Origin of the sequence: Riemerella anatipestifer ATCC 11845 = DSM 15868, assembly GCF_000252855.1 — a bacterium.
Taxonomy (GTDB): Bacteria; Bacteroidota; Bacteroidia; order Flavobacteriales; family Weeksellaceae; genus Riemerella; species Riemerella anatipestifera.
On the sequence record NC_017045.1, the window covers coordinates 1,772,205 to 1,786,920 of the forward strand.

Consider the following 14,716-nt stretch of genomic DNA (forward strand, 5'->3'; position numbering starts at 1 on the left):
ATTTCGAAGTGAAAAATATATTTATAAATAAAACTAAAATTATTTTGTTAGTTTTAGTGTCAGTCTTGTTTGGATTGTTCTATACCAAAGCCCAAAATAAAATGACAACTCACCCAATGGTATTTGTAGGGTATAATTATCAAAATGTGAGTTTTGGAGAGGTGGGAGGAAGACTTCTATTCCTAAAAAAAGATAATGTTATGTACCGTTTGGGAGCTTCTGCTATGCTGGGGAGCCCTAACGGAAAGTTTGCAGTAATCCCTAAATTGCAGGGAGATATTTTATTTAACTTTCAGGAAGATAAAACACTTAATCACTCATACTATGGTCTAATAGGCGTAGAAACTACCAACAAATATTTTGCTCCAAAGGTAGGGCTTAGTTTCTTCGGAATACTAGATTTTACCGTAGGGTACGCTTTCCAAATTCCAAATCAAGCAGTTAATGATAAATCTTTAAAAGGGGTTAATATAGAGGTGAATCTAAATGTTCCGTTGTCAGTCTACCAAAAATAATCTCCTATCAACTGCATTGCAAAAGTCTGAAGTAATGCAATTAAAAATATATTTTGAACTACTTTCTCCTTTTTATATATAAGAGTAAGGGTAAGGTAAGGATATATATACATACAAGCTCTTGCAGTTTCTCCTGTTCCGTAAGCTCCCGTAGCAAACATTAGTAATAGTGTAAATAAAGCAATGAAAATGACTCTAGATAATTCTTTGGATACTATTGTTTTCCAAAAATTTATAGATAGCATTAAGGCGAAGAAGGAGAAAGAGGAGAATAATAAAATCTCGCTAATGTCTTCTAGTCTTGTAAAAAAATAAACGAGAGGCTGGTGGAAGCCCATAAAACCGTTTGGATTTTCAGAGTGAGACGCCGTGAAGAAAGCCTTTATATGGTTGTAATCTATAAAGAAATACCAAGTTAGCATTATTGTCCCAAAAGATATTATGCTAATGATAAAGGCTTTCAGTAGAAAATATCCTTTATGTTTTAATATATAGTAAAAGGATATAAAAAAGAAAAAAGCCCAAAAGAATGTACCGCTGAAAGATAAAGCATTGGTTAAGGTCATTCCTAGTATTATGGGTAATATGTTTTTATAGGTTATACTTTTTTCTTTGATTAATCTTATTATGCCCAATAGAAATATTAAAGAAAAAGTGAGGAATATCCCATCTATGGAAACTATAGAATAAATATTGATAGCAGGGAGACACGCGAATGTTAATACAATTAGATTCTTATTTATTTTTGGAACGCAAAGCACCTCTAATATTCTTATCAGAGGGAATACGGCACACATACTTAAAAATGAAAATATAAATGAAAGTATTAGTGGGGATTTAAACCATTCCCAAATTATAAAATGAAACCAAACTACGAATGGAGGGTGGGTTTTGGCGTGCATAGTTAAAGTTTCTTGTGTATTGTTGAAATTTTTAAGGAAATCAAGACCATCTTTTATACTAATAGCATCGTGGTAATATTGGAAATCGGTATCTAAAAAAGGTCTTAGAAAAGAATTGTGTAATGTTCCTTGCGAGAGATTACCAAGAGTTATAAGTCCAAAGTAAAAAATAACTAATCCTAAATCAGACAGTTTATAATAGTTAAAAAAGCCAACTAATCCCAAAATCAAAAATAGACAAGAAAATAAAATACCCTCTAAATGGAATTCGGAAAAATAGACTACACTCATAGGGAAAGTTATTCTTACACCTGTAAAATAGCCATTATTTGTAAGGAAAAAGTTCAGAAAAAGCATTATAACCCAACCTAAAATTAAAATTGAAATTTTTTTGATAGGAGTGTTCTTGATTGTGTTTTTTAGGAAAGTTGTCATTATTAAAGTTGTCTTCTAAAAGGATATGCAAAAGTAATTAATTTATTATATAAGTAATATATATGAAATAAAATGGACTGTTTCTATAGTACTTAATGTTCTCTTAGATAGTAGAGTCAACTTTAATCTTTATTATTTTTATGATTAATCTTAAAATAATAAAGTAGCTAACTCTCACAAAAGAGTTAGCTGCCTATTTACAATGAGAAAACTATTTTAAAATAAAGGGTTTAGATTGTATATTACCGATGGTTTATTTTCTAATATCCTTTTGCAGAATTCTTTCCTCAATATCTCGCCAATCGTAGATGTGAAATACTTTGCCATTGCTCATAGCTACAAATATGCCTTTGGGAAATTTGTCTCCAAAGTTTACAGCTGAAGCCTCAGAACCATCACTTTTTTTAGTAGATACTGGGATTTCTGCTATTTTCCCTGCTGTTGGGTTTTCTCTTCTATAAACATTAAAAGTGTCAGCTTGTTGGTTAGAAACAAGTATATAGCCAGTGTTAGATGAGGTAGGATAAATGGAAATCCCTTCTATATCCGATAAGAAATCTCCTTGTCCAAAAACGGCTATAGATTGGTTTCCTTTTTCAGGGTCTGCATAGTATTGGTGTATGCCGTATTGCTCATCAGAATAATAGATGTAGCCTAGCTCATCATCTACAGCTATGGCTTCTATTTCTTTAATACCACTATATTTCCCAAACTTTCTTACAAGTTCTCCTGTTATTTTACCGTTTTTTTCTACCAATTTGTATTGCCAAAGATAATTGTCTTTTGGTCCTGATTTTCTGCCTACAATAGCATACATAATGCCTGTAGATGGATTTTTATAAATAGATATTCCCATTGGGCTGCGATGTTCCTCACCATCAAAAACAGAGAATGCTCCAACCTCTTTCATACTCGGTAGCGAAAATATTCTTACTTGATTTCGCTCTCGCTCGGTTGTAAGAGCAATATCTATCGTTTGGTTTCCTAGTTTAAAACCATATTCAATATCTACATTGTTTGGTCGTTTAATATCCGTAACTTTATTTACGATAACTCCATCTAGGTTGAAAACAAATAGCCCTCCATCAGAGTCTTTATCTGTTCCTATAATTAGGCTTTTGCTCGTATCTTCAGGGTGTACCCAAATAGCAGGGTCGTCTGTATCGTGTTTTACTTGTTGAGTAATGACTTTTGGCTTAACGATATTTGCTCTACTTTTGGTAGATTTGGATATAGATGTACATTGGTGGCTAGATAATAATAAGGCTAATACGGCTGTTGTGATTGTAGTTCTCATTTTGCTAAATTACAATTTAATAAAAATTAAAAATCAAATTTAAGACCTATGGTATAGCGTGGTCTATAGTATTCCATTTGCATTGTTCTAGAACTTATGCCTTGATAATATCTTAGAGGTTGATTTGTGAGATTATTAGCTTCTACAAAAACTCTCATCCATTCTTTAATAGCATAAGTTGCATTTATGTCTAGAAAACTTTGTTTGTCGTAATAGCGGTCATAGAAATCATTATCGCCTAATTCATCTAAATAAGCTGAGGTGTGATTAAACGATACTCTGGTTTGGAATTTTTTGTTTTCCCATGATAAGGAAGCATTGAACATATGTGGTGCTGTACCTGGTAGCATAAGTCCTTCTCTCATTACTCCTTCATCTGTATAGATGCCTTTTGCGTAAGATTTGGTATGGGTATAATTGGTGTATATTCCTAGATTGGATAAGAAGCCAGGTAAGAAGTCAAGTTGCCTTTGGAAGGCAATTTCAAATCCATAGACATTTACAGCATCACCATTTCTTGATTGTATAAAGGTATATATATCAGTTTGATTTAGCTGATTAGTGATGTCTGGGAAATCGTTAGAAAATTTATCGTAAGAGTATTGTGAATCTCTATAATCATAAATAAAATGATTGATTTTTTTATAGAATCCGCCAATAGAAATTAAACCTACAGATTTAAAGTAATATTCTCCCATAACATCAAGATTGTGAGCGTAAGCGGCTTTTAGATTAGGGTTTCCTGCGGTAATATCTCTGTCTTCAGGAATTACACTTACAAAAGGAGATAACCTGTAATAGTTTGGTCTTGCTATTGCGGTGGTGTAAGCTCCTCTGAGAACTAAATTTTTGGTAGGCGTATATTTAATACTTGCGTTTGGTAGGTAGTTGATATAGTTGTTAGAAACGGTTCTTGTACCCTCTAGGTTGTTTTCATCTTGTACGATATTTCCTGTATAATGGGTTTTTGTATTTTCTATTCTAACACCTAATATAAATGAAATTTGTTCATTAAGATGCTGATCCCATTTTATGTACCCAGAGTAGATGCCTTCTTTGGCGTTATAGTTTGAAGTGAGATATTCAGATGGATTTCTCTTTTTATTAAAGAGGTTAGGGTTGTTTAAATCTAATCCGCCTAGAAAGTCTCTAGAAGCAAAATATCCAGGAGTGTATTTGCTATTAGGATTCCAGTTTTTACCACTAAAAAAGATGTTGTCTGCTCCTGATAGTGAACTCATAGCATTATCTATAGGAGTGAAAGTATGGTATTCACCGTCTCTTTTCTTGAATTTTAATCTCATCTTACCTCCAATTCTTAACCTTCCTTTTTGATTTTCTATGATTGAAAATGGGAATCTAAGGTTGAGTTTACCAGTAGTTTCTTCTTCAAAGGTATGAGAGTTTTGTTCGGATAACTTATCAAACTTATAATCGGATAGGCTAGGTGGCGTGGAGCTAGTATATAGTGGTTCTGCATCTGAGCCAATATCATTACTATATTTTACCATTTTTTTTCTATCGGTATAGAAGGAAATATATCTTTCATCTGGGCGTTGTTCTTCTGCCTTGGCATAGGAAATTCCCCAATCCAAATCAATTTTATTTCCTAATATATGGTCGCCTTTTAAAGCGTAGTTTTGCATAATTTGCCTTTCCAATCTTCCACCATTATTAGGTCTGTTCAAGATACCACCTTTGGTTTGTCTTTCCTCTCTTCCTTCAAATCCTTGTTGGTTTTCCAGAGGAGCTATTTTTTTTATTCTTAGTCGGTATCTGTTTTCCCAATCATCACGCCAGTTGTACATAGCAGAAAGACGGATGTTATTTTTAGGATTTATTTTTACATCAAAATCAGACCCAATACTTTTTCTTTCTCTCTTAACATCATATTTTCTTATATCCATTTGAGAGATGTACTCTCTTCCTTTCTTATCTTTTATCCATTCCGCTTCTACATTATCCGAACCATAATCGTTGTTATGATAAGAGCCGTTCAGAACCCAGCCTAGCTTCCCATTAAAAAATCTGTTGCTATATAGAAAATTGTTAGATAATAGAGCTTTATCTCTTATTGGGCTATATCCAGAGGCGGTGGAGAAATAAAATCTTTCTTTATTAGATGCTGTTTTTGTAATTAAATCCACGGAACCTCCTATAGCATCAGCGTCTTGGTCTGGTGTTAGGGTTTTATTAACCTCTATCATTTGTATCATATCAGATGGAATTAAATCCATTTGAACATTTCTATTATCACCTTCTGCAGAAGGAATTCTGTTGCCATTAAGTGTTACAGAATTAAGTTCAGGAGCTAGACCTCTTATAATGATGTTACGAGCCTCTCCTTGGTCATTCTGCATAGTAATTCCAGGTATTCTTTTAAGAGCGTCTCCTATATTGGCATCAGGGAATTTGCCAATTTGGTCAGAAGAAACAATATTAGATATATTCATATTATTTCTTTGTTTATTGAGTGCTCTAGCTTGGCTTTGTCTAGAAAAACCTATGACAGTAACTTCCTTTATGTTGGATATTTTTTTATCGTAAATAATATTTTGATAGGTGTTTTTATTAGAACCTACGGTGATGTTGTATTTGCGTTCCCCATATCCTATATAATCTACACTAAGAGTATATTTACCTTCAGGTACATTTAGGAAAATAAAGTTACCATTGTCGTCAGAGATGGTATGGTAGTTACCAGGGGTTAAGATTAGTTTGGCACCAGGAAGTGCTATTTTAGAATTATCGTTAATATTTCCGGATAGAGTACCTACTTGAGCTTTAGTAAATATTGCGGTTGATATTAGTAGGACAAATTGTAAATTTCTTTTCATTTCCTATAGCTTTAGTTTTCGTGGCTAAATTAGGGATATGAATAGGAAGAGGAGGTTATTTAAAGTTTAAAAAAATATTAACAAATTATTAACGAAATTCTTTTTTGGGATGATTTAAAAAGAAAAACCACCTTTGAACAATGTCAAAAGTGGTTTCTATTTTGGATAGAGTCTTAATTAAGCATCAAAGTCTGCATCTTTTTCAGCAGAAACTTTTTCTTCTTTAGACTTTTCTTTTTCAGCTTTTCTTTGAGTTAATCCTTCTTTGATAGCTGCAGAAACTTGTCCTAAAATCATATCAATAGACTTAGAAGCATCATCGTTTCCTGGGATTACATAGTCTACTTTTCTAGGGTCAGAGTTTGTATCTACGATAGCAAATACAGGAATACCTAGTTTTTTAGCTTCTGTAACAGCAATGTGTTCTCTCATAATATCTACTACGAAGATAGCAGAAGGAAGACGCACCATGTCAGCGATAGAACCTAAGTTCTTCTCTAGGTTAGCTCTTTGTCTATCAACTTGCAATCTTTCTTTTTTAGATAAAGTTTCGAAAGTACCATCTTTCTTCATTTTATCAATAGCGTTCATTTTTTTAACCGCTTTTCTGATAGTAACGAAGTTAGTTAGCATACCTCCAGGCCATCTTTCAGTGATGTAAGGCATATTAAGCTCAGAAGCGTGCTTAGCTACAACTTCTTTAGCTTGTTTTTTAGTTGCCACGAAAAGAACTTTTCTACCTGCAGAAGTTATTTTTTCTAAAGCAGAGCAAGCCTCTTCTAATTTTACAGCTGTTTTATGTAAATCAATAATGTGAATACCATTTTTCTCCATAAAGATGTATGGAGCCATGTTAGGATTCCACTTTCTCGTCATATGTCCGAAGTGTACTCCTGCCTCTAAGAGGTCTTTTACATTTACTTTTGCCATTGTTTTAATGTTTGTTAGTTTACTTTCCGCTTTTTTGAGCAATCAACTGTTTCTTAAGATGGGAGAAATGTTTGGATGCTAAACATAACGGGCAATTTTAATTTGTTGTGTAGCAGACTGTGTTTTTGTAATAAAATTGATTACAAAACTGAGCCATGCCACAAAAATATTAACGCTTAGAGAATTGGAATTTCTTTCTAGCTTTCTTCTGTCCTGGTTTCTTTCTTTCCACCATTCTAGCGTCTCTAGTAAGAAGACCGTGTGGCTTAAGAACAGCTCTAAACTCTTCGTTAATCTCGCATAAAGCACGAGAAACCCCAAGTCTAATAGCTTCTGCTTGACCAGTAATACCTCCACCGAAAACATTTACAGTAACATCATACTGCTCTGCAGTTTCCGTAAGTAAGAAAGGTTGGTTTACTTTATATACAAGAACTTCTGTGTTGAAGTAGTCTTTTACATCTCTACCGTTTACTGTAACTTTACCTGCTCCAGGTTTTACATAAACTCTAGCTACAGAAGTTTTTCTTCTTCCTATTTTGTGTACTGTAGACATATCTTATTTTAATTCGTTAATGTTAATTACTTTCGGCTGTTGAGCTTCGTGCTTGTGCTCAGTACCTTCATATAGATAAAGGTTTTTAAGAATAGCAGCACCAAGTCTGTTTTTAGGAAGCATTCCTTTTACAGATTTTTCTAAAATTCTTAGGCTATTTCTTTTTCTAAGCTCTTCTGCAGTCATAGACTTTTGTCCACCAGGGTATCCTGTGTGCCAAATGTAAGTTTTATCTGCCCACTTGTTTCCAGAAAGTTCTACTTTCCCAGCATTCAAAACAATTACATTATCTCCGCAATCTACATGTGGAGTAAAGTTTGTTTTGTGCTTACCTCTCAAAATCTTCGCAACTTTAGACGCTAGACGTCCTAATGGTTGCCCGGCAGCATCTACCACAACCCATTCTTTATTAGCGGTAGCCTTGTTTGCCGATACTGTCTTGTAACTTAATGTATTCACAATTTATCGTTTATGATTAGACATAATTTTCCCTCTAAGGGTCTGCAAAGGTAAGAATATTTTTTTAATTGAAAAAATACAACTGTAAAATTTTGAGTGCTATAGCTTTTGATAGATGTTTGTGCTGATAAATTTTGTTTTACTAAACAATAAAGCTCTTTCCATGAAAGAGCTTTTATATTATCGAAGTTTATTTTTTATAGCATACCTAGCTCAAATCGAGCTTCCTCGCTCATCATATCTTTTGTCCACGAAGGTTCAAAGGTAAGTTCTAAATCTACCTCGTTTACGCCTTCTACTTCGCTCACCTTTTCTTTCACTTCTTGAGGGAGAGATTCTGCTACGGGGCAGTTAGGTGTAGTAAGTGTCATAACTACTTTCACCTTGCCTTCATCTGAAATTTGAACATCGTACACTAGCCCTAATTCATAGATGTCTACAGGTATTTCTGGGTCATAGACTGTTTTGAGGGTCTTTATGATTTCCTCTCCTATCTCTGCGATTTGTTCGTCTGTATATTTCATCATTTCTCTAAATAATTCGTTAGTCTTCTGACAAACTCAATAAATCTTCTTGCCTTAACTTTCTAAAAATATTCGCCAAAGTTAAAACATCTTTTTCACAATATTTAATAATTCTAGGTAAATCTTTTTCTTTATAATATATTTCGGCAACCATAGAACCATCTATATCGTCTTTGGGAGTAGGAACGCCAAAAATATGAGCCATTAGTTCCAGTGATATAAAACTTTTATAATCTCCGAATTTCCATAGCTCCAAAGTATCTAAATGTGGAACTTCCCAAGGTTTCTTTCCGAATAACTGAAATGGGGAAGGAGGTATCATACCATTAACTAAAAATCTTCTTGCAATCCAAGGGAAGTCAAATTCTTTTCCGTTGTGTGCACATAGAATAACATTAGTAAGGCGAGTGCTATTGAATATAGCTCCGAATTCTTCTAGTAATTTTTTTTCGTTATCCCCAGCGAAACTTCTTATTTTAAGCGTTTCGTTTCGGTCTATCATTCCTACAGAAATACAGATTATTTTTCCAAATTCTGCCATTACGCCTGCCCTTTGATGATAGAAATCTTCTGCGGTTATCTCTTCCTTGCGTTGATGTAAGGTTTTTTTATCCCAAAGATTTTGTTCTTCAGTTGGGAGGTTTTGCCAGCTTTCTTCTTGAGGTACAGTTTCTATATCTAAAAATAAGATTCGTTCTATAGGGATTTGTTTAATCATATTTTATCCAAAAAATAAATAAGCTAATGTAATAGAAGTGATAATACCTACTAAGTCTGCTAGAAGCATAGTGCCAACTGTATAGCGAGTATTTCTAATACCCACGGCTCCAAAATAAACAGCAATAACATAGAAAGTGGTGTCAGAACTTCCTTGTAAAATTCCAGCCAATCTAGAAGGGAATGAGTCAGCTCCGAAGGTAGCCATCGTATCTACCATCATACCTCTTGCTCCAGAGCCCGAAAGTGGTTTTATGAGTGCGGTAGGAAGTCCATCTACAAATCTAGTGTCTAGACTTACCATATCAGCAATCCATTTCATTCCATCTATAATGATGTGGAATACTCCCGAAGTTCTTAAAAGGGAAATGGCAATGAGCATTCCTACTAAATAAGGTATGATTTTAACACACACCGAGAAGCCTTCTTTAGCTCCTTCTACAAAAGCATCAAAAATGTTGATTTTTTTATAAATACCTCCAAGCACAATGGCAAAGAATATCAGAAGGATAATACCATTACTTAAAACTTTACTAAAGTTATCTAGCTCCTCTTTATTTAATTGAACAAGAAATAAGACCAATCCAGCTATAACAGCAGAAATACCACCTAAATACATCAATACCACAGGCTGAAGTAAATTGATTTTTTGTCTTATAGAAACTAATATCATTGATGCCATGGTGGCTGCAAAAGTAGCTATCATACAAGGTAAGAATATATCCGTAGGTGTGGCAGAGCCCATAGATGCCCTTATAGCAATAATGGATACGGGAATAAGGGTGAGCCCACTAGCGTGCAGACAGAGAAACATAATCTGGGCATTACTGGCTTTATCTTTTTCTGGATTTAGAGATTGTAGACTATCCATTGCCTTAAGACCAAAAGGAGTGGCGGCATTGTCTAGCCCTAAAAGATTGGCGGAAAAATTAAGCATCATATGTCCAAATGCAGTGTGGTTTTTAGGAACTTCTGGGAAGAGTTTAGAGAAAAAAGGCTGTATCATTCTACTTAATAAGTTGATGCCCCCAGCCTTTTCTGCAATACTCATAAAGCCCATAAAAAGCGTCATAATACCTATAAGACCTATACATATATCTACGGCAGTTTTGCTCGTGCCTATCACACCATCGGTTTCTTGTATTCTGTAAACTTTAACATTATTGCTGTTAGGTTGATATTCGTAATGAATACCTTTATTTATAAAAACAGGTGTAGTTTGAAAACTTTCTATAGCATTGGGGTGGAATTCGTTAATTGGTTTAGTAGTGATATTTACGGTATCTCCACCTTTGCCCACTACCATATCATTATAGATAGCTTTGTAGTTGTCTGATAATATATACTTTACTCCAGCTACCACGATAGCTACTAAAATAAATGCACTCCAAATTCTACTTAAAACCATAATCTGAAAAAAATTTGGATAAAAGTAAGTGTTTTTAGCTAAATCTGAAAAAAGAAAAATTCATTAATTGAAAAAAGTTTTAGGTATGATGATATAAAGCACCATTTAAAGATGAAATATTGATATTTTGGCTATCTTTGCGAATAAATTATTGTATAATATGAATATTACTATAGTGGGTACTGGCTATGTAGGATTAGTTACAGGTACAACATTGGCAGAACTAGGAAATACAGTTTACTGTGTTGACATAGATGAAAAAAAGGTTGAGGGAATGAAAAAAGGTATCGTTCCTATTTATGAGCCTAATTTAGAGGAAATGTTTTTGAGAAACATTCAAGCACAGAGATTATTTTTTACTACCAATTTAAAAGAAGCTGTTGACCAAAGTGAAGTGATTTATTTAGCTTTGCCAACGCCTCCAGGGGAAGATGGCTCAGCAGATTTGTCCTATGTCCTTAAAGTAGCTAACGATATAGGCGATATTATTACAGAATATAAAGTTATTGTTAATAAATCCACAGTGCCTGTAGGAACGGCAGATAAAGTTAGAAGTGCTATAGCTGCTAAGACTCAAATACCGTTTGATGTGGTATCTAATCCAGAGTTTCTTAGGGAAGGTTTTGCGGTGGAAGACTCCATGAATCCTGCTAGAGTAGTGGTGGGAAGTTCTTCTGAAAAGGCGAGAGAGATTATGGCAAAAATATATCAGCCATTTACCAATACGGGTGTTCCGATTATTTTTATGGATGAAAAATCTTCGGAACTTACAAAGTATGCAGCTAATTCTTTCTTAGCAGTTAAAATTACTTTTATGAACGAAATCGCAAATTTCTGCGAAAGAGTAGGAGCTGATGTAGATAAGGTAAGGCTAGGAATGGGCAGTGATGATAGGATAGGACACCGTTTCTTATTCCCTGGTATTGGGTATGGTGGTAGCTGCTTTCCTAAAGATGTAAAGGCATTGATAAAATCTGGTAAAGAAGCTGATTTTAATTTCCAAATATTAGAAGCGACTGAAAATGTAAACCAAAATCAAAAAGTTATTTTGGTGTCAGAAATAGAAAAATATTTTGGAGGGAATCTAAAATGTAAAAAGATAGCACTTTGGGGCTTGGCTTTTAAAGCGAATACAGATGATATTAGAGAGGCTTCTTCTTTAGATAATATTAAAATTTTATTAGAAAAAGGAGCTACAATTACAGCTTATGATGCGATAGCAGAGTCTAATGTGAAAAAAGTGCTGGGAGATAAAATAACCTATGCAAGTGATATGTATTCTGCATTAGAAGGAGCTGATGCTTTATTGATAGCTACGGAATGGTCAGAATTTAAAAATCCTAACTTTGATTTGATGGCAGAAAAAATGAACGGTAAAGCTATTTTTGATGGTAGAAATATGTTTGCCTTAGAACAAGTAGAAGGAACAGGTTTCTATTATAAGAGTATAGGTAGAAAGACTTTAGGGTAAATACACTCTTTTAATGACAACTATGATGTCCCTTGTTTTCAGGGGACATTTTGTTTTCTATGCTAAGAGCTTCTTTCTTTGGTGATAAATAAGGGATTCCTAACTCTAAACCTCTTAGTATAAAGAGCCCACCCAAGATAAGCATTACTACAGGCATTATTTTTAGGATTTTATTTCTAGTAGCTATATTAAGCATGTTACCTAATAAAACAGTAATAAACATAAAAGGGAAAGTTCCTAGTCCAAATAACATCATAAATAATCCTCCTTGTATAGCTCCACCAGCTGCTAGAGATGCTGCCAAGGCTACATAAACCATTCCACATGGTAAAAAGCCATTAAGCACTCCTGTTAAAAACCTTGAGGAGTAATCGGTTTTGGATAATAATTTTCCTAGGTTGAGTTTTATTTTTAATAGAAATTTCGAGAGAAAAGGTATTTTAGAAGCAAAATCTCCGTTCCCGAAAGAAAAAAGAGCCATTATGATTAAAATGATTCCTGCAAAAATGGTAAGCCAACCTTGAACTCCCGCTAGCTGAAAGCCTTCTCCAATTAGTCCTAGTAAAATTCCCAATATAGAATAAGTGAAAATTCTTCCTAATTGATAGGTTATATTTTGAAGATGAAAGTTAACCTGTTTTTTTCTTGAAAGTCCTAAAGAAAGAGCTATAGGTCCGCACATACCAATACAATGGAGTCCTGTTGTGAAACCCAAAGTAAGTGCTGCTATGATGAGAGTTATTTCCATACTAGGTCGTAGTCTATTTGATAATCTTTGTTATCTTTTGTCCACATTAGTTTTAGAATATAGCCTCCTGGAACTAAAACCTTTTTAGGAATGAGAAAGGAATTATTAACATCTAAAGTCATGTCCTTTTTTACATCTAACTTTTGGTCATCTATTCTATAGAGAACAAATTTTATTTTAGTATTTTGATTATTATTCTCCGAAGGAAATACGATACTTATTCCATGAGGTGTTTGCTGATATTTAGGAGCATTCTCAATCGTAGACGCATTTTTCTTAGCATCTATTACACTTTGGTAGGCTAGTTCATCTTCATAATAATTATCCGAAACCAATTCAGAATTCTGCTGCCCATGAGAGAATACAAATATGAGATAAAGAATAAATAGTATAAACGAGCCTAATGCAGCTACAACTCCATGTGCCCAAGTGAACTTAAAATTTTTCATTTAAAATTGCAAATTAAATTCTCCTTCAAAATAAGTTTCAAAAGTAGTGAGTAACTTGCCGTCTTTATCATAGACACCAATTACTAAATTCTGTTTAGAAAGTTTTATTTCTTTTTTAGGGAAGCTAATATTTACCGTTCCCTTTTCCATTTTATCTCTCTTTAATACTATTTTGCTAGAACCTCCATATTTTATAACGCCATTAGCAGGTTCTAAAACTTTAAAGGTTACTACATAGTCCTTGCTAGACTTATTAAGCAAGGTGTAATTGTAAGTGTTGGTAATTTCGTTATCAGATATAAAGAATGTACTTCCAGCAGGTTTAATAAATTTAGCCTCCATACTTCCTCTATTGTATAAAAGGAACGATACAAAAGTCATCAATGCTATTAAAACTGCAGTGTAAGCTTTCATTCTAGAGGTGAATTTAAACCTTCTACCTTGTTCTATTTCATTTTCGGTAGCGTATCTTATCAGCCCTTTAGGTAAGCCCACCTTTTCCATAACTTCATTACAAGCATCTATACATGCCGTACAATTAATACATTCTAATTGTTGTCCATTTCTAATATCTATTCCCGTTGGACATACTACTACACATTGGTTACAATCAATACAGTCTCCTTTACCTTCGGCAGCTCTGTCTTCATTCTTACGCCATTTAGAACGATTTTCACCTCTCTTAAAATCGTAGTAAACATTGATGGTTTGCTTATCTATAAGAACACCTTGTAGTCTTCCGTATGGACAAACAAGTGTACATACCTGTTCTCTAAACCAAGCGAATACTAAATAAAAGGCTGCGGTGAAAAGTAGCATTACCAAAAAGTTGGTAGGGTATTTTATAGGACCTTCTTTCATTATTCTAAAAACCTCTTCGTAACCTACAATGTACGTGAACATAAAATGAGTTACAACCAAAGAAATAATGATATAGATTGTCCATTTAAGCCCTCTTTTTCTTATTTTTTCAGAATTCCAAGGCTGTTGGTCTAGTTTTATTTGCTTGTTTCTGTCGCCCTCAATCCAATATTCTATCTTACGGAATACATTTTCCATAAAAATGGTTTGTGGGCAAATCCAACCGCAGAATATTCTTCCAAAAACAACGGTAAATAGAATGATGAACACTATAGAAGTGACTGCTCCTAGAGCGAGAATGAAAAAATCCTGAGGATAAAAAGGTTGTCCTACAATAAAGAACTCTCTATCAAGGATATTTATTAGAAGAAATGGATTTCCGTTTATTTTAATAAACGGAAGAATAAAAAATATGGCTAATAAAAAAATACTAACATAGTTCCTATAATCAGTAAACTTACCTTTGGGTTTCTTGGGATATACCCATTTTCTTTTCCCTGTGTTATCCATGGTTCCTACAGAATCACGGAAGGTGGAAGCTTCTATTACAGCTCCTGTGCCTTGTACTTCTTTATCAGCCATATTGATGTGAAATTATTTTATGGTA

General features: G+C 33.9%; 14 protein-coding genes. 2 read left to right on the forward strand and 12 right to left on the reverse strand.

Translation table 11 applies throughout. From position 1 onward, the window contains the following. Positions 1-8 precede the first annotated feature (8 nt). Positions 9-515, forward strand: coding sequence for a hypothetical protein (locus RA0C_RS08435; RefSeq protein WP_013447116.1), 507 nt, complete (start codon positions 9-11; stop codon positions 513-515). Here RA0C_RS08435 and RA0C_RS08440 read toward each other — a convergent pair. From RA0C_RS08440 to RA0C_RS08480, 9 genes are all read right to left on the reverse strand, one after another. Continuing rightward, positions 503-1,708 carry a hypothetical protein gene (locus RA0C_RS08440; RefSeq protein ID WP_013447117.1) on the reverse strand — a complete coding sequence of 402 codons (1,206 nt, stop codon included), beginning with the start codon at positions 1,706-1,708 and terminating at the stop codon, positions 503-505. The two genes, RA0C_RS08435 and RA0C_RS08440, sit on opposite strands and share 13 nt — an antisense overlap. Before the next feature lie 397 nt (positions 1,709-2,105). Continuing rightward, a complete protein-coding gene (locus RA0C_RS08445; protein ID WP_004916685.1) occupies positions 2,106-3,149 on the reverse strand; it encodes a phytase in 1,044 nt (347 codons plus the stop codon). Between the two features lie 26 nt (positions 3,150-3,175). Continuing rightward, positions 3,176-5,986, reverse strand: a complete 2,811-nt coding sequence (locus RA0C_RS08450) for a TonB-dependent receptor (RefSeq protein WP_013447118.1) — start codon at positions 5,984-5,986, stop codon at positions 3,176-3,178. A 177-nt stretch (positions 5,987-6,163) separates the two neighbouring features. After that, positions 6,164-6,916 (reverse strand): 30S ribosomal protein S2, encoded by a 753-nt coding sequence (gene rpsB / locus RA0C_RS08455; protein WP_004916689.1) that lies wholly within the window; start codon positions 6,914-6,916, stop codon positions 6,164-6,166. A gap of 169 nt (positions 6,917-7,085) precedes the next feature. Beyond that, entirely contained in the window at positions 7,086-7,472 is a 387-nt protein-coding gene (gene rpsI / locus RA0C_RS08460; RefSeq protein WP_004916691.1) for a 30S ribosomal protein S9, read from the reverse strand. Positions 7,473-7,475: 3 nt separating this feature from the next. Beyond that, positions 7,476-7,931, reverse strand: coding sequence for a 50S ribosomal protein L13 (rplM, locus tag RA0C_RS08465; RefSeq protein ID WP_004916694.1), 456 nt, complete (start codon positions 7,929-7,931; stop codon positions 7,476-7,478). Between the two features lie 197 nt (positions 7,932-8,128). Then, entirely contained in the window at positions 8,129-8,455 is a 327-nt protein-coding gene (locus RA0C_RS08470; protein ID WP_004916697.1) for an SUF system Fe-S cluster assembly protein, read from the reverse strand. A 19-nt stretch (positions 8,456-8,474) separates the two neighbouring features. Further along, on the reverse strand, positions 8,475-9,173 hold the full coding sequence (locus tag RA0C_RS08475; RefSeq protein ID WP_004916700.1) for a 3'-5' exonuclease: 699 nt from the start codon (positions 9,171-9,173) through the stop codon (positions 8,475-8,477). A gap of 3 nt (positions 9,174-9,176) precedes the next feature. After that, on the reverse strand, positions 9,177-10,580 hold the full coding sequence (locus tag RA0C_RS08480) for a nucleoside recognition domain-containing protein (protein WP_004916703.1): 1,404 nt from the start codon (positions 10,578-10,580) through the stop codon (positions 9,177-9,179). Positions 10,581-10,740: 160 nt separating this feature from the next. Here RA0C_RS08480 and RA0C_RS08485 point away from each other — a divergent pair, with 160 nt between their 5' ends. Then, complete coding sequence (locus RA0C_RS08485; protein WP_004916706.1) at positions 10,741-12,051, forward strand: UDP-glucose dehydrogenase family protein; 1,311 nt, start codon at positions 10,741-10,743, stop codon at positions 12,049-12,051. Between the two features lie 10 nt (positions 12,052-12,061). On the opposite strand, the gene RA0C_RS08490 is transcribed toward RA0C_RS08485, so the two are convergent. Genes RA0C_RS08490 through ccoG form a run of 3 tightly spaced genes read right to left on the reverse strand, consistent with a single transcriptional unit; the run spans position 12,062 to position 14,691 of the window. After that, the gene (locus RA0C_RS08490) at positions 12,062-12,799 is read right to left on the reverse strand and encodes a sulfite exporter TauE/SafE family protein (protein WP_004916708.1); all 738 of its coding nucleotides are present in this window, start codon (positions 12,797-12,799) and stop codon (positions 12,062-12,064) included. Next, positions 12,790-13,248, reverse strand: coding sequence for a FixH family protein (locus RA0C_RS08495; RefSeq protein ID WP_004916711.1), 459 nt, complete (start codon positions 13,246-13,248; stop codon positions 12,790-12,792). The genes RA0C_RS08490 and RA0C_RS08495 overlap by 10 nt, the downstream gene beginning before the upstream one ends. Beyond that, the gene (gene ccoG, locus RA0C_RS08500) at positions 13,249-14,691 is read right to left on the reverse strand and encodes a cytochrome c oxidase accessory protein CcoG (RefSeq protein WP_004916714.1); all 1,443 of its coding nucleotides are present in this window, start codon (positions 14,689-14,691) and stop codon (positions 13,249-13,251) included. Between the last annotated feature and the right edge of the window lie 25 nt (positions 14,692-14,716).

Bases quoted from the DNA above. Each gene is read 5' to 3' on its own strand.
- rpsI (WP_004916691.1), bottom strand. From the start codon at position 7,472: ATGTCTACAGTACACAAAATAGGAAGAAGAAAAACTTCTGTAGCTAGA.
- RA0C_RS08490 (WP_004916708.1), bottom strand. From the start codon at position 12,799: ATGGAAATAACTCTCATCATAGCAGCACTTACTTTGGGTTTCACAACA.
- RA0C_RS08475 (WP_004916700.1), bottom strand. From the start codon at position 9,173: ATGATTAAACAAATCCCTATAGAACGAATCTTATTTTTAGATATAGAA.
- RA0C_RS08485 (WP_004916706.1), top strand. From the start codon at position 10,741: ATGAATATTACTATAGTGGGTACTGGCTATGTAGGATTAGTTACAGGT.
- RA0C_RS08495 (WP_004916711.1), bottom strand. From the start codon at position 13,248: ATGAAAAATTTTAAGTTCACTTGGGCACATGGAGTTGTAGCTGCATTA.
- RA0C_RS08450 (WP_013447118.1), bottom strand. From the start codon at position 5,986: ATGAAAAGAAATTTACAATTTGTCCTACTAATATCAACCGCAATATTT.
- RA0C_RS08480 (WP_004916703.1), bottom strand. From the start codon at position 10,580: ATGGTTTTAAGTAGAATTTGGAGTGCATTTATTTTAGTAGCTATCGTG.
- RA0C_RS08440 (WP_013447117.1), bottom strand. From the start codon at position 1,708: ATGAGTGTAGTCTATTTTTCCGAATTCCATTTAGAGGGTATTTTATTT.
- RA0C_RS08470 (WP_004916697.1), bottom strand. From the start codon at position 8,455: ATGAAATATACAGACGAACAAATCGCAGAGATAGGAGAGGAAATCATA.
- rpsB (WP_004916689.1), bottom strand. From the start codon at position 6,916: ATGGCAAAAGTAAATGTAAAAGACCTCTTAGAGGCAGGAGTACACTTC.
- RA0C_RS08445 (WP_004916685.1), bottom strand. From the start codon at position 3,149: ATGAGAACTACAATCACAACAGCCGTATTAGCCTTATTATTATCTAGC.
- ccoG (WP_004916714.1), bottom strand. From the start codon at position 14,691: ATGGCTGATAAAGAAGTACAAGGCACAGGAGCTGTAATAGAAGCTTCC.